This window comes from Bacillus pinisoli, assembly GCF_023036475.1.
GTDB lineage: Bacteria > Bacillota > Bacilli > Bacillales > SA4 > Bacillus_BS > Bacillus_BS pinisoli.
In genome coordinates, this window is the sequence record NZ_JAJQKI010000016.1 from 24,559 (window position 1) to 46,154 (window position 21,596).

At 36.9% G+C, this 21,596-nt stretch carries 22 protein-coding genes; 18 read left to right on the forward strand and 4 right to left on the reverse strand.

Translation table 11 applies throughout. The features are described from left to right. The first annotated feature begins 70 nt into the window (after positions 1-70). The 5 genes from LT143_RS17470 to LT143_RS17490 all read left to right on the forward strand — a co-directional run bounded on the left by LT143_RS17470 (position 71) and on the right by LT143_RS17490 (position 4,797). Complete coding sequence (locus tag LT143_RS17470) at positions 71-796, forward strand: FadR/GntR family transcriptional regulator (protein ID WP_246945170.1); 726 nt, start codon at positions 71-73, stop codon at positions 794-796. A gap of 123 nt (positions 797-919) precedes the next feature. Next, positions 920-1,984, forward strand: coding sequence for an Ldh family oxidoreductase (locus LT143_RS17475; RefSeq protein ID WP_246945173.1), 1,065 nt, complete (start codon positions 920-922; stop codon positions 1,982-1,984). A gap of 102 nt (positions 1,985-2,086) precedes the next feature. Further along, positions 2,087-2,971, forward strand: a complete 885-nt coding sequence (locus LT143_RS17480) for a fumarylacetoacetate hydrolase family protein (protein ID WP_246945177.1) — start codon at positions 2,087-2,089, stop codon at positions 2,969-2,971. A gap of 29 nt (positions 2,972-3,000) precedes the next feature. Beyond that, on the forward strand, positions 3,001-3,987 hold the full coding sequence (locus LT143_RS17485; protein ID WP_246945178.1) for a 2-hydroxyacid dehydrogenase: 987 nt from the start codon (positions 3,001-3,003) through the stop codon (positions 3,985-3,987). 24 nt (positions 3,988-4,011) lie between these two features. Next, positions 4,012-4,797, forward strand: a complete 786-nt coding sequence (locus LT143_RS17490) for an SDR family oxidoreductase (RefSeq protein WP_246945179.1) — start codon at positions 4,012-4,014, stop codon at positions 4,795-4,797. A 62-nt stretch (positions 4,798-4,859) separates the two neighbouring features. On the opposite strand, the gene LT143_RS17495 is transcribed toward LT143_RS17490, so the two are convergent. Then, positions 4,860-5,006: a hypothetical protein gene (locus LT143_RS17495; protein WP_246945180.1), complete on the reverse strand. Its 147-nt coding sequence runs from the start codon at positions 5,004-5,006 to the stop codon at positions 4,860-4,862. Positions 5,007-5,058: 52 nt separating this feature from the next. Here LT143_RS17495 and LT143_RS17500 point away from each other — a divergent pair, with 52 nt between their 5' ends. From LT143_RS17500 to LT143_RS17525, 6 genes are all read left to right on the forward strand, one after another. After that, positions 5,059-5,814: a redoxin domain-containing protein gene (locus tag LT143_RS17500; protein ID WP_246945182.1), complete on the forward strand. Its 756-nt coding sequence runs from the start codon at positions 5,059-5,061 to the stop codon at positions 5,812-5,814. 221 nt (positions 5,815-6,035) lie between these two features. Continuing rightward, positions 6,036-6,476, forward strand: a complete 441-nt coding sequence (locus LT143_RS17505) for an ACT domain-containing protein (RefSeq protein WP_246945186.1) — start codon at positions 6,036-6,038, stop codon at positions 6,474-6,476. 58 nt (positions 6,477-6,534) lie between these two features. Beyond that, entirely contained in the window at positions 6,535-7,833 is a 1,299-nt protein-coding gene (locus LT143_RS17510; protein WP_246945189.1) for a homoserine dehydrogenase, read from the forward strand. Continuing rightward, positions 7,834-8,907, forward strand: a complete 1,074-nt coding sequence (gene thrC / locus LT143_RS17515; RefSeq protein WP_246945191.1) for a threonine synthase — start codon at positions 7,834-7,836, stop codon at positions 8,905-8,907. After that, positions 8,894-9,814 carry a homoserine kinase gene (gene thrB / locus LT143_RS17520; RefSeq protein ID WP_246945193.1) on the forward strand — a complete coding sequence of 307 codons (921 nt, stop codon included), beginning with the start codon at positions 8,894-8,896 and terminating at the stop codon, positions 9,812-9,814. The genes thrC and thrB overlap by 14 nt, the downstream gene beginning before the upstream one ends. 217 nt (positions 9,815-10,031) lie before the next feature. Then, positions 10,032-11,090 carry a M42 family metallopeptidase gene (locus tag LT143_RS17525; protein WP_246945195.1) on the forward strand — a complete coding sequence of 353 codons (1,059 nt, stop codon included), beginning with the start codon at positions 10,032-10,034 and terminating at the stop codon, positions 11,088-11,090. A gap of 296 nt (positions 11,091-11,386) precedes the next feature. On the opposite strand, the gene LT143_RS17530 is transcribed toward LT143_RS17525, so the two are convergent. The 3 genes from LT143_RS17530 to LT143_RS17540 all read right to left on the reverse strand — a co-directional run bounded on the left by LT143_RS17530 (position 11,387) and on the right by LT143_RS17540 (position 13,386). After that, positions 11,387-12,007: an NAD(P)-dependent oxidoreductase gene (locus tag LT143_RS17530; RefSeq protein ID WP_246945197.1), complete on the reverse strand. Its 621-nt coding sequence runs from the start codon at positions 12,005-12,007 to the stop codon at positions 11,387-11,389. A 164-nt stretch (positions 12,008-12,171) separates the two neighbouring features. Further along, complete coding sequence (locus LT143_RS17535) at positions 12,172-12,573, reverse strand: hypothetical protein (protein ID WP_246945199.1); 402 nt, start codon at positions 12,571-12,573, stop codon at positions 12,172-12,174. Between the two features lie 36 nt (positions 12,574-12,609). Next, positions 12,610-13,386 (reverse strand): hypothetical protein, encoded by a 777-nt coding sequence (locus LT143_RS17540; RefSeq protein ID WP_246945202.1) that lies wholly within the window; start codon positions 13,384-13,386, stop codon positions 12,610-12,612. 342 nt (positions 13,387-13,728) lie between these two features. Here LT143_RS17540 and LT143_RS17545 point away from each other — a divergent pair, with 342 nt between their 5' ends. The 7 genes from LT143_RS17545 to LT143_RS17575 all read left to right on the forward strand — a co-directional run bounded on the left by LT143_RS17545 (position 13,729) and on the right by LT143_RS17575 (position 21,543). After that, a complete protein-coding gene (locus LT143_RS17545; RefSeq protein WP_246945205.1) occupies positions 13,729-14,640 on the forward strand; it encodes a ketopantoate reductase family protein in 912 nt (303 codons plus the stop codon). 4 nt (positions 14,641-14,644) lie between these two features. Beyond that, positions 14,645-16,315 carry a sigma-54 interaction domain-containing protein gene (locus LT143_RS17550; RefSeq protein WP_246945208.1) on the forward strand — a complete coding sequence of 557 codons (1,671 nt, stop codon included), beginning with the start codon at positions 14,645-14,647 and terminating at the stop codon, positions 16,313-16,315. Positions 16,316-16,614: 299 nt separating this feature from the next. Beyond that, a complete protein-coding gene (locus tag LT143_RS17555; RefSeq protein WP_246945211.1) occupies positions 16,615-18,201 on the forward strand; it encodes a long-chain-fatty-acid--CoA ligase in 1,587 nt (528 codons plus the stop codon). A 13-nt stretch (positions 18,202-18,214) separates the two neighbouring features. Then, entirely contained in the window at positions 18,215-19,078 is an 864-nt protein-coding gene (locus tag LT143_RS17560; RefSeq protein WP_246945215.1) for a branched-chain amino acid ABC transporter permease, read from the forward strand. Then, positions 19,078-20,079, forward strand: a complete 1,002-nt coding sequence (locus LT143_RS17565) for a branched-chain amino acid ABC transporter permease (RefSeq protein WP_246945216.1) — start codon at positions 19,078-19,080, stop codon at positions 20,077-20,079. Before LT143_RS17560 ends, LT143_RS17565 begins: the two co-directional genes overlap by 1 nt. Next, positions 20,079-20,843 (forward strand): ABC transporter ATP-binding protein, encoded by a 765-nt coding sequence (locus LT143_RS17570; protein WP_246945221.1) that lies wholly within the window; start codon positions 20,079-20,081, stop codon positions 20,841-20,843. The genes LT143_RS17565 and LT143_RS17570 overlap by 1 nt, the downstream gene beginning before the upstream one ends. Further along, the gene (locus tag LT143_RS17575; RefSeq protein WP_246945223.1) at positions 20,836-21,543 is read left to right on the forward strand and encodes an ABC transporter ATP-binding protein; all 708 of its coding nucleotides are present in this window, start codon (positions 20,836-20,838) and stop codon (positions 21,541-21,543) included. The genes LT143_RS17570 and LT143_RS17575 overlap by 8 nt, the downstream gene beginning before the upstream one ends. Positions 21,544-21,596 lie beyond the last annotated feature (53 nt).

Below are 21,596 nucleotides of genomic sequence, written 5' to 3' on the forward strand. Positions count from 1 at the left end.
CAATATATTACTATTAATCGTACTTATATTAAATGAAGAGTCTATTGGTCCTTGTTAAAATCATAACGAAATGGTGATTTATTTGTCGTTAAAACCGATTAAGAAAAAGAGGCTTTTTGAAGAAATTATTTTAGCAATTGAGCAGTATATTAAAAATGAAAATATTCAGCCAGGTGGAAAGTTACCCTCAGAAAATGAATTGTCTTCAATCTTCCAAGTTAGTAAGACTGCTGTGCGAGAAGCCATGAGTGTTCTGCAAGCCAATGGTTTAATTGAAAAGAGGTCAGGAGCAGGAATTTTCTTAAAGGAGATCGAGGGAATTAATACTGTCTCAAAAAGTCTAGTTAAAAATCTATTTCAGAATTCAGAGATTTTAGAGGTCTTAGAATTTAGACGTGGAATAGAAGTAGAAGCAGTTAGCTTAGCGGCTATTCGAGCCACTCCTGAGGATATTGAAAGAATTAGTCAGGCACACGAAGAATTAATTGCAGCTAATAAAGCGGGTGGACTAGGGCTAGAAGAAGACTACAATTTCCACTATGCAATCATTCTTGCCTCACATAATTCAATCTATAAAGAAGTATTCAATAAAATTGCTTCTAAGTTTGAAGAAGGTATGAGAATTAGTAAGCTACAATCCGCAAAGGTACCCGGACGTTTTGCTCAAGCTTATAAAGAGCATGAAGATATTTTAAAAGCAATTTGTCTAAAGGATCCTAAATTAGCATCAGAGGCAATGAGACATCATCTACTAGAGAATGAACGAAAAATATGGAATGGATTGCAAGATAGTTAATAAGATAGAGTGAGCAATGAAAAGTTCACTATATTTTATTAATAGGTCTGACCATACTAAAAACATATAAAACTAAAGGTTGCATACATAATTAACTAAAAATGAAGAAGAGGTGAAGATAAGGTGCAAAATATAACAAGAGTTAATGACCAGTCCCTTGAGGATTATGTATTTTCTATTTTTATTGCAGCAGGATTAGATCCATTTCAATCAAAATTAATAGCTAGGCACTTAGTATTGGCAAATTTAAGAGGTGTAGACTCTCATGGGGTAAGTCGAGTTGACATTTACACTAAGAGATTAGATTTGGGTACAGTTAATAAGAATTTTAATTTCAATATAAAAAACGAAAGCCCCGTAAGTGCTTTAGTTGATGGCGGGAATAGTACAGGAATACCATTAGCAACAGAAGGAATTAAACTAGCAATCTCAAAAGCAAAGCAAAGCGGAATTGGGATCGTAGGTATTCATAACTCCAATCATTGTGGAATGCTAGCTGATTACATTAGTCAGGCTGTAGAAGAGGATTGTGTCGCATTCGCAACAACCAATGCTCCTGCCAATATGGCACCTTGGGGTGGAAAGGGTCGTTTCTTTGGAACGAATCCACTAGCCTATGGAATACCAGCGGGTGAGGAACTAAACATCATTTGTGATATGGCTACAAGTAAAGTAGCAAAAGGAAAAATCGTTGTAGCACAGAAAAATAATCAAACGATTCCATTGGGTTGGGCATTATCAAGTGAAGGAAGGCCAACTACAGATCCAAATGAAGCTTTAAAAGGTGTGTTTTTACCAGTTGGTGAAGCAAAGGGATACGGTTTAGCATTATTAGTGGAATCTTTCTCAGCGCTTATGACTGGAGCCGCCTTCGGACCTCATATTGGTGATCTCTATAAGGAAAATGAGAAGCAAAATGTAGGACAGTTTTTCTTTGTGATGAGAGCAGATCTGTTTAGACCGTTAGAGGAGTTTAAAGCAGATGTTGATCAAATGATTAAAGAAATTCGAAATGTCCCTTTAGCAGAAAATATAGAACAAATTTATCTACCAGGGGAAATAGAACTAAACCATTATGAGGAACGTAAAGCAAATGGTATTCCATTGACTCAAGAAATTCTAAATGAACTACTGCTCGTAGGAAAGCGCTATAACGTACAACCCAATTTAATAGAGGTTCATGTCTAGTTCATACCTAAACTTTGAACCTATTAAAATATATTACTTTCACTTTGTATTTTAGTGTTAAACACTATGAATAAATATGATGAATTTAAAGGAGAGAAGACAATGAGATTATCCACTTTAGTTGTTAACAATGAGGAAAAAGGTGCTGTTATTACAAAAAATGGTGCTGTGTTAATTGAAGACATTAATCAAGCTTTCGATCAAAATTGGCATACAAATTTATTTGATGTTATTTCCCATAATCAATTAATTAGTTTTAATGAGTGGTATAAAGCAGAAGGTAAAAGCCTGGTAGAAAACTATCAAAATTATGTTCCTAAAAATGAATTAGTGTATGGACCTCTATATAGACATCCGAGAAAGATTTGGGGAATTGGATTAAATTATGTCGAACATGCTGCAGATTTAAGTGAAAAAGCACCAAGTACAGAACCTGCAAGCTTTATGAAACCAGATACGACGATTATTGGTCCTAACGACACGATAGAGATTCCGCACCAATCTCATCGCACAACGGCTGAAGCAGAGCTTGGAGTAATAATTGGTAAGGTATGTAAAGATGTTTCTGAAGAGGATGCTGAATCTGTAGTGGCTGGATACACGACCATTATTGATATGACAGCTGAAGATATCTTAGAAAAGAATCCAAGATACTTAACACGTTCAAAAAGCTTTGATACATTCTTTAGCTTTGGACCACAACTTGTCACTCCTGATGAAGTAGAAGATGTATTGGCTCTTAATGTATCGACCGTAATTAATGGAAAGCTTCATCGTAAAAACGTGGTAGCTAATATGACATTCCGTCCTTGGAACCTAGTATCATTCCATTCTAAGGTTATGACCCTATTACCTGGTGATATCATTTCAACGGGTACACCTGGTGCTGTTCATATTAATGATGAAGATACAGTAGAATGTCATATTGATGGATTTGAAAAATTAGTAAACAAAGTAAGAGACTTAAAGGTTGCTAATGTAAAATAAAACGTTTCTCTTGAAAGAAGGTGTATGTAATGACCACCAATAAAAAAATTATTTATTTCGATCAGGTGTTTGGTGACTTTAAAAACATTCTGTTTGAACATAAGCCAGAAGGTTTCGACCTGTTATTTTGGGATGAAATGACAGCGGATGAAAGAGAAAAGTTACTCCCAGTTGCTGATTATTTACTTGTGGCAACTCAAAAGATTGATGATTCCATTATTGCTAAAGCGAAGAATGCAAAGTTGATCCAAAAAACAGGGATTGGCGTGGATAACATTGATATCGAATCAACAAATGTTAACGGAATTCCAGTTTCCAACACTCCTGGTGGGAATGCAACAGGTGTAGCGGAGTTAACGATTCTATTAATTTTATCTCTATATCGAAAGCTTCCCTATGTGAATAGAGAAACGAAAGCTGGTAAATGGCTGATGTGGGAGGTGCGTCCAACCTCTTACGAACTAGAAGGAAAAACCCATGGTTTTATTGGTTTCGGTATGATTGGCCGTGAAGCTGCCAAAAGATCCAAAGCATTTGGAACCAATATTGTCTATTATGATAAATTTAGAGCTTCAAAGGAATATGAGGATGCACTTGAAGCAACTTACTTAAGTTTAGAAGAGGTTCTTCAACAGTCTGATGTTATAAGCTTACATCTTCCCTTACTTCCAGATACAAAAGGGTTAATTGGACAAAAAGAGCTCTCCATGATGAAGGGAAATGCGGTGTTAATCAATGTGTCCCGTGGTGGCATAGTCAAGGAGGATGCTTTATATCAAGCTTTGACAGAAGGTGTCATTGCCGGGGCTGGAATCGATGTGTGGGAAACTGAACCTACAGATCCAACAAATCCACTTTTAACCCTTGAAAATGTAATTGCATCTCCTCATATTGGTGCGGGGACACGTGATACATTAAACAGAGTGTTAAAGATTGCCTTCGATAACATCGTGAGAGTGGACAATGGAGACAATCCACAGTATGTTGTAAATAATACCATTCATATTAGTAAATAGATAAGTAGAAAAGGAGAATGAGTAATGGATTTAAATTTAGCAGGTAAAGTTGCACTTGTTATTGCATCAAGCCAAGGTTTAGGTAAAGCGGTTGCTGCTCAGCTCGTTGAAGAAGGAGCCCATGTTATGATTACAAGTCGTGATGAGGTAAAACTTCAAGCTGTTCAAGAAGAGCTCGAGCAAATTGGTAAAGGTAAAGTGGCTTATTATCGTGCTGATATTACAAATGTTGATGATGTTAAGGCACTAGTAAAGCAAACAAATGAACTGTTTGGAAAAATTGACATCTTAATTAATAATGCTGGAGGACCTCCAGGAGGCGGTTTCGAGAAATTTGCTGATGAAGACTGGCAAAAGGCGTTTGAATTAAACCTATTAAGCTATGTACGTGTTATTCGTGAAGTGTTACCTGACCTTAAGAAAGAAGGCGGCCGTATTATTAATATTGCTTCCTCTTCTATCAAGACTCCAATTCCAGATTTAATTTTATCGAATACGTTTAGAACTGGAATAGTAGGCTTAAGTAAGAGCTTAGCTGAAGAGTTAGCTCCTTATAATATCTTAGTAAATATTGTGGCACCAGGCCGAATTGCGACAGATCGTGTTGCCTTCTTAGATCAATTAAAAGCAGATAAGCTGAACTTGTCTAAAGAAGAAGTGGTTGAACAATCAAAAACGACTATCCCACTTGGTCGCTATGGTCAACCAGAGGAATTTGCAAAAGTGGTTGTGTTTTTAGCATCTGATGCGAATAGCTATGTAACAGGTAGTTCCATTCTAGTAGATGGTGGAATGGTAAAGGCTATTTAAGAATTAACGGCTATGTATCTCTTTCTGAGTTACATAGTCTTTTTTTCTATTTACTCAATAAGTTATAAAAACTGAGCGATATCTTTTAAATTTCGCCATAAAATGTAGAATTTAGCCAATACCTCTGCCAGTTTGAACAATATATCTATAATATCGCCATATAGCGTTTCACCAGAGGCATACTTAGCATCATTTGCAAGCCTTTTCATTTGTGTAATAGCCAAAAACCCTTTACACTTTATAAAAAAAGGAGGTATCATGATGCTCTTACAAAAGATTCAAGACTTTACACTTACTGATCTACATGGTAAGGAAGTTTCTATTTCTGATTACCGAGGTAAAAATACCTTAATTTTTATGTGGGCTTCGTGGTGAAGATGTCGTGATCACTTGCCAGGATGGCAAGAGTTTTATGAAAAGCACAAGCATGAAGATTTTGATATCTTATCTGTATCTGTGGATATTCAAGGTGCTGAAGTAGCAAAACCTTATGCACAGGACTTACCTTTTACAACTGTAGTGGATACCGAGAATAAATTAGCGAACTTATTTGGATTCAAAATTGTTCCTAATGGTATTTTTGTAGATAAAGAGGGAATTATTCGACTTATTAAACAAGGATTTCAAGTAAGTCAAGCAAACCATGTAGAAGCACTTGAAAAATTAGTTACAGGTGTCGTAGATAAGGTGGAGTTAGATGACACTTACTATGAACCCAAACACATAGCACTTGAGGCACAACTAGCTCAAACGAAATTCAAGCTAGGAATGGAATATTCAAAAAATGGCAAAAAAGAAGAAGCGTTAAAGGAACTAGACGAGGCACTGTTACTTGATCCCGATAATTTCTTAATTCGTAAGCAACGTTGGTATATAAGACATCCTGAAAAATTCTCACCGACAATTGATATCGAATGGCAACAAGAGCAATTGACAAAGGAAAAAGAAGAAGAGAGCAAGCGACAGGGATTAGACTGTGGTCCTGAAGGTTGCATCATTCCAGGGACAAATCAATAGTAAGAAAGAACAGGAGTATTTATGGCTAAACAAGTCGTAAATACTCCTTTTTTGTTTATAATCGATTACCCCCATAAAACTACTGTTTAAAAGAGTCTACTAAGTAATATAAAAAAAAATTAAATGTAAGCGTTTTATAGAAAATTGCTGGTTGTATTCACCAATTATGTGTTTTATAATGTCCATATCAGATAAACAAATGTCTATATATGGAGGACGTAATGAGTAAAGAAAAATTTTATCTTATCTCTAGTGATATTTTGCCAGAGTCGATTTTGAAGACCGTTGAGGCAAAGAAGTTGTTCGAATCAGGAGAAGTTGAGACGGTTAATCAGGCGGTAGAAAGGGTTGATTTAAGTAGAAGTGCTTATTACAAGTATAAGGATAAAATATTCCCTTTTAATGCTGCTACATATCAGCAAATTATCACCATTTCATTTACGCTTGAACACAAATCAGGAGTTCTATCACAATTACTTCGATTTGTGGCGGAAAAGGGTGGCAATATTTTAACGATTAATCAAAGTATACCCTTGCAAGGTATTGCAAACGTAGTTCTATCAGTTGATACAGCAGCATTACTCATTCCAACATCAGAGTTTGTAGAAGAAATCCAGCAAATTGATGGAGTTAAAAAAGTTGTAATTGTAGGTCAAGGATAAGTATGTAAGATTTGGTCAATATCAAAGTAATTATAAAACCATGAGGGGTGAAGCACGGATGAACGGACATAAAGTAAAGGTTGGTTTAATGGGCTTGGGAACAGTAGGAACAGGTGTCATACGATTACTAGAGGGACATCAAGATGATTTAAAACAACAAACGGGAGTCCAAACTGAAATTGCTAAAGTTCTTGTACAAAATCCAGGTAAGGAAAGAAGTGTAAATGTTCAATCTGATCTTATAACAACAGATCCTTACAGTCTTTTACACGACCCAGAAATTGATGTGATTGTTGAAGTGATGGGGGGAATTGAACCGACATTAGGCTTTATTCTAGAAGCATTAGAACAAGGTAAACATGTCGTGACTGCTAATAAGGACTTAATGGCTCTTCATGGGGCTGAAATCTTAAAAAAAGCTGCTGAGAAAAACTGTGATGTATTCTATGAAGCAAGTGTAGCTGGTGGAATCCCTATTTTACGTGCATTAGTTGAAGGATTTTCATCGGATCGTATTACAAAAATGATGGGAATTGTAAATGGAACGACGAATTATATTTTGACGAAGATGAGCCAGGAAGGTGCTTCTTATGATGCCGTGTTAAAAGAAGCACAGCAATTAGGTTATGCAGAAGCAGACCCAACTTCAGATGTCGGTGGTATAGATGCTGCGAGAAAAATGTCAATCTTAAGTACGTTAGGTTTTCATGCAGGAATGAACCTAGAAGACGTTTCCTGCAAAGGAATTTCTGAAGTGACGAGTGAAGATATTGAGTATGGCAAAAAGCTAGGCTATGTAATGAAGTTAATTGGAATTGCAAAACAAGATGATGAATTAATTGAAGTCAGCGTAGAGCCTACATTTGTTAAAAATTCACACCCCTTAGCGTCTGTAAATGGAGTATTTAACGCTGTTTATGTGTACGGGGAAGCTGTTGGTGAAACGATGTTTTATGGACCAGGGGCAGGTGAACTACCAACTGCAACAGCCGTCGTTTCAGATTTAGTAACAGTCGTAAAAAATATGAAGCTCGGTGTAAACGGTAGAGGTATGGTAGCCCCATATAAGGAAAAGAAGTTAAAAAAAGATGAAGAGATTTTTGCTAAATATTTTATTAGGTTTATTGTAGATGATAAAAGTGGTGTATTATCTCAAGTGACAAAAACAATGGCTGATTATGACGTCAGTTTAGAGCAGGTTATGCAGCAGCCTTATAATAAAGATCATAAAGCTGAACTAATTATTGTCACTCACTCATCTTCCAAAAAGAGCATTCAAAACATCCTTACACAACTAGAAATGTCGGACTATGTAAATGAAATTAAAAGTTTTTATCGCGTAGAAGGTGGTGAGTAAATGGCTGGCATTATTAAGAGATACCGGGAGTTCTTGCCCGTCAATGAAAAAACACCTTCCCTTACACTTCATGAAGGGAATACACCCTTACTATTTGCACCGAGATTATCGGAACAGCTGGGTCTAGAACTGTATTTTAAATATGAAGGTTTAAATCCAACAGGTTCATTTAAGGATCGTGGTATGGTAATGGCAGTCGCAAAAGCTGTAGAAGAAGGGAGTCATACGATTATGTGTGCCTCAACAGGAAATACTTCTGCCGCTGCGGCAGCTTATGCAGCAAGAGCAAACCTAAATTGCTTCGTCCTTATTCCAGATGGGAATATCGCACTTGGAAAGCTTGCACAAGCCATGATCTATGGTGCGAAAATTATTGCCATTAAAGGAAATTTTGATGAGGCCTTATCGATTGTGAAGGAAATAACATCTAAAGAACCTATTACTTTAGTTAATTCTCTGAACCCATATCGTTTAGAAGGTCAAAAAACAGCAGCATTTGAAATCTGTGATGAGCTAGGTGAAGCACCGGAGATTTTAGCTATTCCAGTTGGGAATGCAGGTAATATTTCTGCCTATTGGAAGGGCTTTGTTGAATATCAGCAGCATGGTAAAATAAATCATCTACCAAGCATGTATGGTTTTCAGGCTTCAGGGGCTGCTCCTTTGGTTAGAGGTGAAATTGTGAGTAATCCAGAAACCATTGCAACTGCCATTCGAATTGGTAATCCTGCAAGCTGGAATCTGGCTACAGATGCCATTCAATCATCCGGTGGTCTAATTGACGAGGTAACGGATGAAGAAATACTTGATGCTTACCATTTACTTGCTTCAACGGAAGGTATATTTGCTGAACCAGCTTCAGCAGCTTCGTTTGCTGGAATTTTGAAGCTTAAGAAGCAAAATCAGCTGGCGCATGGTAAAAAAGTGGTCTGTGTGCTAACCGGTAATGGTCTAAAAGATCCTAATTCTGCTATTAAAAAAGTAGCAGAAGAGCCGGTTAAAGTTGATAGTAATTATAAGTCTGTATTTGAAGTAATTGAGCAATACTCTGGTGAAGTCTATGGAAAAGTTTGATGTTATCGTAAGAGTACCTTGTAGCACGGCTAATCTAGGTTCTGGATTTGATTGCATAGGAATGGCACTTCAACTATACACCACCATTAAAATGAAGAAAACGTCAAATACCTCCATTCTTTTAAGGGGCGAAAATCTAGAAGGTATTCCTACGACAAAAGAAAATCTGATTTATAAAATCGCACAACTAATTTTCAAAAAAGCAAAATATGATTGTCCAGAGCTTGAAATTGAAATAGAGAGTGAGATCCCCTTAACAAGAGGGTTAGGTAGTAGTGCAGCTGCCATTGTTGGGGCCATGGCGGCAGCAAACGTGCTAGCTGGTGAACCATTTACTAAGGATGAACTTTATCTTTTCTCTTCTGAGCTTGAGGGACATCCAGACAATGTGGGAGCATCTTTACTAGGTGGAATTGTAATTGCTACGTATAATGAAGAAAAGGTTTCATATATCAGAGTGTCTCCTCCACCCGAGATGAAGACAGTAGTAGCTGTTCCTCACTTTGAACTATCTACTAAATTGGCAAGGGATGTTCTACCTAACTCATATTCTAAGGAAGATGCAGTGTATGCAATCGGCCATTCAGCTTTACTTGCCAGTGCCCTTGTTAGTGGGAATACATCTTTATTAAATGAAGCAATGAGGGACCGAATTCATCAACCATTCCGGACAAGTTTAGTTCCCGGAATGAATGTACTATTAGATCATGCTCACCAATACGGTGCGCTAGGTATTGCTTTAAGTGGTGCGGGACCAACAATTATTGCTTTGACAGACCGAGAGGATGAAAAACTTCAGCAGTATATGCACGATGTACTTTTAGAGCATGGTATTTCATCAACGGTTCAAACGCTAATACCAGATAATCAAGGAATACAAATTCAATCATTTGTGACAGTTAATTAACAGAAGGGCATGTCTGAGCTAAGACATGTCCTTTCATGTTATCAACGTTGAAAACAATGGGTATCTATACATTGATTGCTAACAATAACGAAACATTAGAAATAACGTATAGGGAACCTCTATCATTGACGTTTATCTTAAAAGACGATATCCTAAATACATTAATATTTTAGTGTGATGCAGTGATAAAGTGAAGTTGAGTAGAGGAGGAGATATTATGAAAGAGTTAGTTAAAGAGTTAACGGCTTTACACGGTCCTTCTGGTTTTGAACAGCCAGTTGTAAAATACATCTTTGATAAGGTAAAAAGTAAAGTAGATGAAGTAAGAGTAGATAACCATGGAAACATTATTGCTAGAAAAATAGGTAAGAAAAAAGGTCCCAAGGTTGTAATTACGGCTCATATGGACGAGGTTGGATTCATTGTTCGAAAGATTGAAGAGAATGGTTTACTTAAATTTGAACAATTAGGTGGACATGATGAGCGAGTCCTCCCAGCACAAAAGGTGCAGGTCCGTACCAAATCTGGCTACTTAACAGGAGTTGTTGGAACTATTTCTGCTCATTATAAAAAATTTGAGCAAGATAGTAGAGTTAAAAGATTGAGAGAATCATACATAGATATTGGGGCTGAATCCAAGCAGGATGCTGAAGCACTTGGAGTAACTTTAGGAGATCCCATTACGTGGTCACCAAGCTTTGATTTTTTAGGTGATGAGCGCACAGGCAAAGTGGTTGGAAAAGGATTCGATGATCGAGCTGGTTGTGCAGTTATTCTTCAGACCATTGAAGAGCTTGGAGATTTCGCGGGAGAAGTTATTGCCATTTTTGCCGTTCAAGAAGAAATTGGATTAAGAGGTGCGAAAATTGCAATTGAATCGGTGAATGCTGATCTTGCCGTTGCTATTGATACAACAGCAGCCAGCGATACTCCAGAACCCGTCCAAGATGACATTATTCAGATTGGGAAGGGGACAGGTGTAAAGGTAATGGACTTTAGTCTAGTCGCTCATCCCGCTGTGAAGGAAAGATTAGTACACGTAGCACAAAAGAATTCAGTTGATTTTCAATATGAAGTCTTTCCAGGAATTGGGACAGACGGAGGAGCCATTCACTTAGCAAACAGTGGTATACCAACTGGTGTGCTCTCCATCCCATCAAGATACACTCATTCAGCGGTTGAGGTCATTTCATTAAAAGATTTAATTGCAACGAAAGATGTACTTAAATATTTTATTGAGTCTTTATCAGAAGATGACAAATTCACCTTTATTTAATCATAATGATAAATTGATTAATTGAGAAAAGCTTAAACAGTTCCGTCTCTGTAAAGAAATATGTGAAATAGCCAACTAATTAGAGCAGACCAAATACCATAGGATTTGGTCTGTTTTTTTCTTATTGGTGCGTCATAGCTAAACAATCTACTTGGAATATTGTATATTATGCTTTAGATAAAAAATCCAACCGTTATAATTACTTTTAACGATAAATGCTGTATTTATTGCTTAGAAAATAGCCACTAACTATACGAAAAGAGCCAATTAAAAGAGGAGGGATTGTTATAATACTATCAGTAGGCGATGCCTACACGGGATTTTATGAAAATGTTTGATTTTATCTGTTTAAATGCAAATTCTGCTGTATCCGATACGGATATTCTAGCTCCACCCTCCGGCAAAAAATTTCGTTCTATTCGATACTGTCCTATCCTTTCTCCATCCGGTAAATACGTGGGACAGACAATCGTCCAATCGAGGGCCGATTGTTTGAGCATATCGTATACTCTGTGATGTTCTTTTGCTGCACGTGTTGACTTCTGCTTTGATTCACCTGTTTGATAACGTAGAGAATTTGGCATTGTTCTACTTTGCAGAATACCCGCAGTTCCTATAGTTATTATTCGATTTATGCCTTCGTTTTCCATTGCTTCAATAATAAGTGGCATACTTTCAGATAGTGTGGTAGTGCCATCAGTATTGAGTGCACTTACAACTACATCGATCCTTTGCATTGCACGTTCTATATCTTCTTTATTTAAAACATTTCCTTGGATAATAGTTAAATTTTCATTATTTAATTCAATTTTTTCTGGAGTGCGAACTAGTACAGTAACATGATGTCTGTCATTCAGGGAATAAGTAACCATTTGACTTCCAACTCTTCCAGTTGCACCTAAGATTAAAATATTCATAAAAATAAGTCTCCTTTTTTTAATACTAGTATTTTACTATTAAAGTTATTTTATTGTCTTGCCACCTGCTAGGTAAGTCTATCTAATGGAGGAGTACTGAGACTTCTTGTAGAACTATCTTATAGAGCGCTAAAGGAGAATTTTAATTCAATAAGCACCAGCCCTTAGTTCATTGATAAATTTATTATGTCATTCGTTACGTTTCCTTCACCTATTGCTTGAATATGTATATGGTCTTGAAGGTAAGGCTTATCAATGTTCCAAGTAAAAGAAAAGTTATCATCTCTCTCGTTTTCCTTAATGTCATAGCCTATTAGTTTTCTTTCTGTCCATTTTTGAGTACCAGTAGGAATTAACCAAAATAAGACAGTTTCCGTGTGTTCCGCTTTAATTTTAAAGGTTATTTCTTTTGTGGCTTTAGGTATCTGTATCCAATTCCCATTACTAGAGTAGTCTGTACTAATACTTAAAATCCTTGGATTAGGTGTTTGCGAAGGAATATCTTGACTGAAATTTGATTGAAATGCGGTTAAGATATTCAGAGCAAAAAATAATTTTAATATCATAGCTTTCACCTCAATAGGTAGTATTTACTTAATTAGTTAACGGCAGCATATTTTGGCTAAACGTCGTATCTCTTCGCTTAGTTTTTGATTCACGGGATACACTTCTTCTATGAAGCTTAAAATACGTAGTGCAGATTCAGGTACATGATCATATCCCTGTACCATGTCTGCAATCATTTCCGCGAAACGAGGATATCTTTTTTCCAGGCGCCTCTCGTTTCCGAAAGGATCAGGAAAGTAATCCACCTCTTGCTCTATCAAATGAAGTACGGATAAAATCCTGTCCACAGCATAACCTTGTACAAACCTCGTCGCTGATAGGCGCTCTCCCCTGGCAAAGCGGCCGAGTCCCACATAGAGATTAGTTAAAGCTTCGTTCAAAGGATGGTATAAGGAGTCTTTTTGGGGGCTGGGTATCGGGTTGGAAGGTTTTGAAATTCCCGTATTGTTGTAGGAGGGATCCTTCCAAATGACTCTCCCTTCCGTATAAGAACCATTAATTAGCTCCGATTCCTCAAATACCGCATATTCACCAAAAATGCCGTCCTCAAACAGAATTTTATAGCCAATCTCCGAATTCTTAAAAGAATAAGCTAAAGGGTGAACATCTTCTAGCCAATCCAAATGGTCGATATATCTACTTTTCTGATCATGCCTAACAATGACAAAGAAATCCAAATCAGAATAAGCGTCCAGCCGAGCAGTCTCGATTCCAACGGAACCAACGCCTAATAATAATAGTGCACCCCCTTTTCTTTCGAGCGATTTGCCAATCTCATCGAGCCGATGCAACAGCATTTCTGTTCTCAACATTAAAAGTCCTCCTTTTGGTTTAAGAATGCAAAAAGGGTCCAACCTACTTTTCAGCGAGGTTGAACCCAAAGGTTACATTGCCTTTATTTTCCTAAAGTTATTTTACCATGAACCTTACTTTCTTTCTACCGACAATGATTTATTTTATGTACGGTTTTTTCTCAGTCCTTGTTCCTTTTCAAGCTTTATAGTTGAGGCCTTCCCATCCAATTAAAGCCACATTCTATTCTTAACCGATGCAAATGGAGCCATCTAGAAGGAAATAATTGTTTAATGTTGAATATATATATTCATAGAAAATTAACACTATTCTCAAAACTAAGCTTCAAAAGGGAGGATTTTATGAATATCGTTGTTGTCGGTACAGGGGCAGTTGGAGGGTTTTTTGGAGGACTTTTACATAATAGTGGTGAAAACGTTACCTTTCTTGCGAGAGGGCAACATCTTCTTACTATGAAAGAAAGCGGTTTAAAATTAACAACTCACCAAGGTGAATACATCATAAATGGAACTTTTACCGATCAATATGAAGTCATCTCTGAGGCAGATTTAATTATACTGGCTGTTAAATCAACTGAAACTAAAAATACACTAACAAAAATTAAGCCCTATATGAATGAGCGAAACTCATATATTTTAACTTTACAAAACGGAGTAGACAATGAAGAAATTCTTATTGAAGGTTTGGGTGTCGAGAGAGTATTAGCGGGCTCTTCTTATCTATCTTCACAATTAAAAGAACCTGGACATGTTGTTCAGCATGGGAAACATGGACTAATAATAGGTGGTTTACATGAATCACAAGCAGAAACAGTTGAACGAATTGCTTCTGTATTCCAAAATGCAGGAATTAACTGCATGCTAACTGACAATATTATGAGAAAAAAATGGGAAAAACTTCTCTGGAACGTAGCCTTTAATCCACTATCAACTGTATCAGAAGCAACAGTTGGTGAAATTCTTGATCATGAAGATCTTAGGAAAGTTGCGGATCAAGTTCTTGACGAAGCCATTTTGATTGCTCAGTCGTTAGGTATTCCACTTAAGGATCATATGAAAGATAAAGTATTTGCCGACGCAAATTCAGTAAGAGAGCACAAAACATCTATGCTTCAGGACCGTATAAAAGGAAAACCTATGGAAATAGAGTCCCTTTGTGGTTTTTTTGTCAGAAAAGGTGAAGAGCTGCGTGTTGAAGTTCCTGTAATAAGAACCATTTATTCCTTGCTAACATTCATAGACGCAAGAGGGTGATATTATGATAGAAGAAAGGCTTGATCTAACCTTACATAATCATATTGTGACGACTGCCAATAACATCATAGTTTCCTTTCAAGTAAATAATGTAGATTTAGGGCCATCATTATCAATTGACTCTAATATTAAATCAATATTTGAACAATGGGATGAAAAGAGTTCCGAACTCATTCTAGCAGTATGGAATGGAACTCCGTTTATGCTTATTTGTACTGAGTACCTCAACCATAATGGTCTAATGAAGATTTATATGATTCATGATGGTCAATATTTAATGGATGTAGAAAAACAGGTAAAAGAATTAAATGAATCTAATCGAGAGTTAGATGCCATTATCGAGAGTTCTTATGATGGCATCTATATAACCGATAAATTTGGGAATACGTTAAAGACAAACTCAGCCATTGAAAGAATTACTGGAATCCCCAAACATTATTATATTGGAAAGAATATTACTCATCTAATGAAAAGAGGGATATTGGAAGAATCAGTAACGCTTAAAGTTATTGAACAAAAGCAAACGGTATCGGTTGTTCAAAAGAACTTTAATCAAAAAGAAACGTTAATGACAGGTTCTCCTATTTTTAATGAAGAAGGCGAGATCGTAAAAATTGTTACGAATATCCGAGACTTATCTGAGTTAAATGAGGTTAATAGAGAACTTATTAAAGTTCAACAATTAAATGAGAAATATAAAGAAGAGTTAACGAGATTAAAAACAAATAAAACGATGGATCAGGATGTGATTCTAAAGAGCGACAAATTGATAGAGATATATAATATGGTGGAAAGGCTAGCAAATTTTGATACAACCATTCTTATTTTAGGTGAGACAGGTGTTGGTAAGGATGTGCTGGCAAGACATATTTATCGCATAAGTAATAGATCACAAGAGGGACAACTTATTAAAATTAATTGTGGTGCTATTCCGAAGGAGCTACTAGAATCTGAACTATTTGGATATGATGCGGGTGCTTTTTCTGGAGCAAATCGTTCAGGTAAAGCTGGAATGTTTGAATTAGCCCATAAAGGGATGCTATTTCTAGATGAAGTAGGAGAGCTTCCATTGGACCTACAAGTGAAATTACTGCGAGCGATTCAAGAGAAAGAGATAATGAGGGTGGGCGGCACGAAGACTAAAAAAATTGATGTACGGCTTATTGCTGCAACTAATCGCGACTTGAAGGAAATGGTGAAAAAGGGTCAATTTCGTGAGGACTTATTTTATCGTTTGAATGTTGTTCCAGTATCTGTGCCACCTCTTAGAGAACGACAGGATGATATTCTTCCATTAGTTCATTATTTTGTAGAGTCCTATAATAAGAAATACAGTGTAAATAAACTGCTACAAAAAGATCTTCATAATTTCTTCTACCATTATACCTGGCCTGGAAATGTACGAGAGTTATCTAATTTATTAGAACGATTGGTGCTCACCGTCCCACATGAATTCCTTACTATAGAAGACCTCCCTACAGAATATAAAAAAGATCAGGACTATCTACAGCTAGAGGGAGAAGAGATTTCCCTAAAAGAAACCGTTGAGCTTGCTGAAAAAAGTGCGCTGCAACGAGCAATGCTAAAATTTCGAACCACCTACGAAATAGCTGATCATTTAAAGATAAGTCAGGCTTCAGTGGTGAGGAAACTTCAGAAATATGGCTTATCTTAAAATTTTTTTGAAGTCATAACCTAGCCACAAAAAGAATACGCCTCCAAAAAAATTCAAAAATGTATTTATAATTCAAAAATGAATCAATAGACAACTCTTTAATTATTAGAAAATATAGAATTTTTAATTCACTTTTGAATCAAGTGAAGAATTTGTGAAACTTAAACATGAATTCTTCACTTATTTTTATCTTGGCATGAATTTTGCTTTATATTTTACTAAAGAGGTTTGTGGATTTTACGAGTAAGCAATGACTTGTTTACCTACAGACTGTAACCTAATTAAAAGGGGGAGCATGAATGGAAAGACCTTGGTTAAAACACGTTGTTGAAGGAAACCCAAAGGAGATTGAAATACCCGAATTATCGTTGATAGATTTATTTCAGCAATCAGTTCAAAAATTTAAAGATCTCACTGCGATTACGTTTTATCATAAGACCTTAACATACGAGGAGCTTTACCACTGTGCTCAAAGGGTAGCGAGTTCTTTTGCGAAACGTGGTATTAAAAAGGGTGATCGTGTGGCCATAATGCTTCCTAACTGTCCACAATATCCAATTACTTATTATGCTGCCTTAATGTGTGGTGCAACCATAGTCCAAATTAATCCTATGTATAAATCTACAGAACTACTCTATGTATTAAATGACTCAAACGCAAAGGCGTTAATTGTCTTAGATCAGTTGCTGCCGGTAGCTGAGAGTATTCTGGACCAAACACCAGTTATTCACTCTATTTCTGTTTCCTTCGATAAAGAAAGTACATTTGACCAATTACTCAAGGACCCGGATTTTCAGTTACCTAGAGTGGAGATCAATCCTAGGGAGGACGTTGCAGTTCTTCAATATACAGGTGGAACAACTGGGCGATCGAAAGGGGCTATGCTTACCCATTACAATCTTGTTGCTAACACCCTTCAAAGTGCGGCTACAGCTCAAGTGAAAACTAGAGTTGGTGAGGAACGGGTACTTACAATCTCTCCATTATTCCACGTGTATGGAATGACAAGCGCCATGAATCTAACTTTCTATAATGGAGGCAATTTAATCTTAGTGCCTAAATTCGAAGTAGAACAAGTGGTGAAAATTATTGAGGACACAAAGCCAACTGCTTTTCCAGGTGTGCCAACTATGTATATTGCCCTATTAAACTACTATAAAACCTATCAATTTGACCTTAGCTGTTTAACTACTTGCTCAAGTGGTTCTGCACCACTTCCAGTAGAGGTAATCAACCGCTTTAACGAGATTAGCGGAACATCAGTAGCAGAGGGATATGGTTTATCAGAAGCCTCTCCAGTTACTCACCGAAACCCAATTTCAGGATTGCAAAAGCGAGGAAGTATCGGGATTCCGATTCCAAATACAGATGCAAAAATTGTGGATATCGCTACCGGAGAAGAAGACCTACCCATTGGTGAGGTGGGAGAGTTAATCATTAAAGGTCCACAAATTATGAAAGGCTACCTCAATATGCCTGAGGAGACTGCCCAAACCATTCGAAATGGCTGGCTCTATACAGGGGATTTAGCTATGATGGACGCCGATGGATTTTTCTATATTGTTGGCAGAAAGAAGGAAATGATTCTGGCTAGTGGGTATAATGTATACCCGATTGAAGTAGAGGATGTGATCTATAGTCACCCGAGTGTACTTGAAGCAGCAGTGATTGGAGTACCTGATGAATATAGAGGAGAGACGGTAAAAGCCATCATTGTTTTAAAAGAAAACGAAACATTATCGGACACAGATTTGATGCAATTTTGTCGCGAAAGATTAGCAGCCTATAAGGTGCCAAGTGAAGTATTGTTTGTTGATGAGTTACCAAAAACGGCAGTAGGAAAGATTCTAAAGAGAAAATTAAAAGAACTATACACTACGAGGTAAAAGGAGGCTGGAGATGGATATTTTATTGCAACAGATATTTAATGGGCTCACTATTGGAAGCGTTTACAGTTTGGTCGCATTAGGACTTACCCTTGTTTATGGAATTCTTCATATTCCAAACTTTGCACATGGTGCTCTATATATGGTTGGGGGATATATTACTCTTATTTTCATGGAAAGTTTTGGTATTCATTATTGGTTAGCCATTTTTGTTTCAGTGGTCGTTGTGGGTTTACTAGGTGTACTAATGGAACGTTTAGTCTTTAATCCATTACGACATTCTCCACCGATTCACGATAAGATTGCGGCAATTGGGATCCTGTTATTTTTGGAAGCCCTTGTCCAATTAGTATGGGGTGCTGAATATCGTAGAATGATCTCTCCATATGATAAAGTTGTTGAAGTGTTGGGCTTAACTGTAACGATACAAAGGTTATTGATTGTGTTTACGGCTGTCATTGTGATGGTGCTCTTGTACTTATTTTTGAAGAAGACGATGACCGGGGCGGCCATTATTGCTATGTCACAAAATCGTGAAGGTGCTTTCTTGGTTGGTATTAATGCTAATAAGGTAGCCATGATGACCTTCTTTATCTCTGGTGCGTTAGCTGCTGTCGCTTCATCCATTTCTTCACCTATTAATCTAGTATTCCCTGGAATGGGGCATCTAGTTATTCTAAAAGCTTTCGTCATCATCATTATTGGGGGAATGGGTAGTATTCCAGGAGCCATTATTGGAGGTTATATTATCGGTTTCTCAGAAAGCTTAAGTGCTACTTTTATTTCAAATGATTATAAAGACTTAATTGCGTTTTTACTTTTAGTGATTATCTTAACGATTAGGCCAAAAGGATTGTTTGTAAAGGGGGTTCAATGATGACGACATTATTAAACAAGAGAAGCTTGTCAATTGGGTTGTTAGTAGTTGCCATCATCATTCCTCTTGTTACTGAAAATCAGTATTATTTACACATCTTTTCATCAGTGTTTATTTGGACAATTGCTGTATATGGTCTAAATATGATTGGGGGATTTACAGGACAGCTCTCTTTAGCACACGCTGGTTTCTTTGCAATAGGTGCATATGGTCTCGGAGTATTAACGGTTAAAGTAGGTCTGAATTTCTGGTTATCGTTTATTCTCGCGATTATCTTGACTACCATTTTAGGGTTTTTAATCGGCTTAATTGCCTTACGTACAAAGGAGCATTTCTTTGCAATCTACACGCTATGTGTAGGCTATATCATCTACTTAATTATTTACAAATGGGAAGCGGTTACAGAAGGAGTAAGAGGTTTAATTGGGATCCCAGCACCTGCAGCAATTGGACCGATTACATTCGATTCTCCTAAATCTGTCTATTACCTAATGTTGTTCTTCCTGTTGCTTTCAATCTTTCTGTTTAAACGCATTATTGATTCTTTAGTTGGTCGAACTTATATAGCGATACGAAATAGTGAAGAGCTGGCTCAAACAATTGGAATTGAAACAATGAAGCAAAAATTAATTTCATTTGTGTTATCAACTTTCTTTGCGGGATTAGCAGGGGCATTATACGCTTCGTTTATTCGCTTTATTGGACCTGATATTTCATACATTAGCATTACCTTTGATATGCTGATGTACTTATTAGTGGGCGGAATAGGAACTCTTTCAGGACCATTAGTGGGAACCTTATTGATTATTTGGATATCACAATATTTACAATTTCTACAAGACTATCGAATGCTTATTTTCGGACCAATACTAGTGTTATTAGTTATTTTTTATCCTCGTGGAATTTCTGGTGGGGTACAGACTTGGATGGCCAATCGAAAGCGTAAAAAATCTAAACTACAAATCCCCCAAAATTCTGTAGTAGTAAAGGAGGAACAATAATGCTAGTTCAAGTAAAGGGATTAACTAAAAACTTTGGTGGTTTAACTGCCGTTGATGAAGTGGATTTTGAAATTGAAAAAGGAAAAATTACTGCAATAATCGGACCGAATGGAGCAGGTAAGTCTACTTTCTTTAACTTAATTAGTGGGTTTCATCAACCTTCTTCAGGTTCAGTTATATATGACGGAAATGATATTACCAAGTTGAAATCCTATCAAATTGCAAAGCTAGGTGTTGCAAGAACCTTTCAAACAACAAATCTGTTTGAACAATCAACTGTTCTTGACAACGTGATTGTTGGCCATCGATTAAGGACAAAGTCTAATTTATTTGATGCCATTTTTAATACTCCTAGATTGAAAAGGGAAGAAAAGGAAAGTAGAGAGAAGGCATATGAAGTACTAGATTTTGTTGGGTTAACTGATTTAGCTGACCAACCAGTAGCGGGAATCTCCCAAGAGGCAAAAAAACGAACGGCATTCGCACTGGCGTTGGCTACTAGTCCTTCCATTGTGTTTCTTGATGAACCGGCAGCTGGAGTGAATCCGGAGGAAACAGAAGGGTTGGCGGCACTTATTAAAAAAATGGTCAACAAAGGAATCACAGTTTGCTTGATTGAGCACAAGATGCAAATGATTATGAATCTAGCAGATAAGATTATGGTTCTAAACTATGGCAAAAAAATTGCTGAAGGTACTCCGGATGAAATAAAAAATAACAAAGTGGTAATTGAAGCCTATTTGGGAGGTGGGGACGTTGCTTAAGTTAGAAAATGTTTCTGTACATTATGGCGCATACCAAGCTCTTTCGAACATTAACCTTGCAGTTGAACAAGGTGAATTAGTTGTACTTCTAGGAGCAAACGGGGCTGGGAAAAGTACTATTTTCCGGACAATAAGCGGGTTAAGTAAGCCGTCCAGCGGAACAATTCACTTTGTCGATCAAAACGTGGGTGGACTATCTGCAGACCGAATAGTCGAGGCTGGAATTGTTCAGTGCGCAGAAGGAAGAAAGTTATTCCCGCAGATGACAGTCTATCAAAATCTAATTCTTGGAGGATATGTTCATAGAAAGAATAAGGATAAACAGAAGCAAACCATTCAGGAAGTGTATGAACTCTTTCCAATATTGAAAGATAAAAGAAATGATCCAGCTGGTTCATTAAGTGGAGGACAACAGCAAATGCTTGCTATTGGAAGAGCATTAATGGCACATCCGAAAGTACTGCTATTAGATGAGCCGTCCATCGGGTTAGCTCCATTAATTGTTGAACAAGTATTTGAAGTTATTAAGCAAATTAATAAGAGTGGAACAACTGTATTATTGGCAGAACAGAACGCAAATGCTGCTCTAAGAATAGCCGACCGTGGATATGTCATTGAAACAGGAAGTATTGTACTAGAGGGAAGAAGTAAGGATTTGTTTGAGAACGATGATATTAGAAAAGCTTATATTGGCGCTTAATTCTTTACTCATGAAAGGAGGTGAGATCTCACATCGTCTTAGTCTTGTGCACT

Bases quoted from the DNA above. Each gene is read 5' to 3' on its own strand.
- LT143_RS17470 (WP_246945170.1), top strand. From the start codon at position 71: ATGGTGATTTATTTGTCGTTAAAACCGATTAAGAAAAAGAGGCTTTTT.
- LT143_RS17480 (WP_246945177.1), top strand. From the start codon at position 2,087: ATGAGATTATCCACTTTAGTTGTTAACAATGAGGAAAAAGGTGCTGTT.
- LT143_RS17485 (WP_246945178.1), top strand. From the start codon at position 3,001: ATGACCACCAATAAAAAAATTATTTATTTCGATCAGGTGTTTGGTGAC.
- LT143_RS17490 (WP_246945179.1), top strand. From the start codon at position 4,012: ATGGATTTAAATTTAGCAGGTAAAGTTGCACTTGTTATTGCATCAAGC.
- LT143_RS17495 (WP_246945180.1), bottom strand. From the start codon at position 5,006: ATGAAAAGGCTTGCAAATGATGCTAAGTATGCCTCTGGTGAAACGCTA.
- LT143_RS17505 (WP_246945186.1), top strand. From the start codon at position 6,036: ATGAGTAAAGAAAAATTTTATCTTATCTCTAGTGATATTTTGCCAGAG.
- LT143_RS17510 (WP_246945189.1), top strand. From the start codon at position 6,535: ATGAACGGACATAAAGTAAAGGTTGGTTTAATGGGCTTGGGAACAGTA.
- thrC (WP_246945191.1), top strand. From the start codon at position 7,834: ATGGCTGGCATTATTAAGAGATACCGGGAGTTCTTGCCCGTCAATGAA.
- thrB (WP_246945193.1), top strand. From the start codon at position 8,894: ATGGAAAAGTTTGATGTTATCGTAAGAGTACCTTGTAGCACGGCTAAT.
- LT143_RS17525 (WP_246945195.1), top strand. From the start codon at position 10,032: ATGAAAGAGTTAGTTAAAGAGTTAACGGCTTTACACGGTCCTTCTGGT.
- LT143_RS17530 (WP_246945197.1), bottom strand. From the start codon at position 12,007: ATGAATATTTTAATCTTAGGTGCAACTGGAAGAGTTGGAAGTCAAATG.
- LT143_RS17535 (WP_246945199.1), bottom strand. From the start codon at position 12,573: ATGATATTAAAATTATTTTTTGCTCTGAATATCTTAACCGCATTTCAA.
- LT143_RS17540 (WP_246945202.1), bottom strand. From the start codon at position 13,386: ATGTTGAGAACAGAAATGCTGTTGCATCGGCTCGATGAGATTGGCAAA.
- LT143_RS17545 (WP_246945205.1), top strand. From the start codon at position 13,729: ATGAATATCGTTGTTGTCGGTACAGGGGCAGTTGGAGGGTTTTTTGGA.
- LT143_RS17550 (WP_246945208.1), top strand. From the start codon at position 14,645: ATGATAGAAGAAAGGCTTGATCTAACCTTACATAATCATATTGTGACG.
- LT143_RS17555 (WP_246945211.1), top strand. From the start codon at position 16,615: ATGGAAAGACCTTGGTTAAAACACGTTGTTGAAGGAAACCCAAAGGAG.
- LT143_RS17560 (WP_246945215.1), top strand. From the start codon at position 18,215: ATGGATATTTTATTGCAACAGATATTTAATGGGCTCACTATTGGAAGC.
- LT143_RS17565 (WP_246945216.1), top strand. From the start codon at position 19,078: ATGACGACATTATTAAACAAGAGAAGCTTGTCAATTGGGTTGTTAGTA.
- LT143_RS17570 (WP_246945221.1), top strand. From the start codon at position 20,079: ATGCTAGTTCAAGTAAAGGGATTAACTAAAAACTTTGGTGGTTTAACT.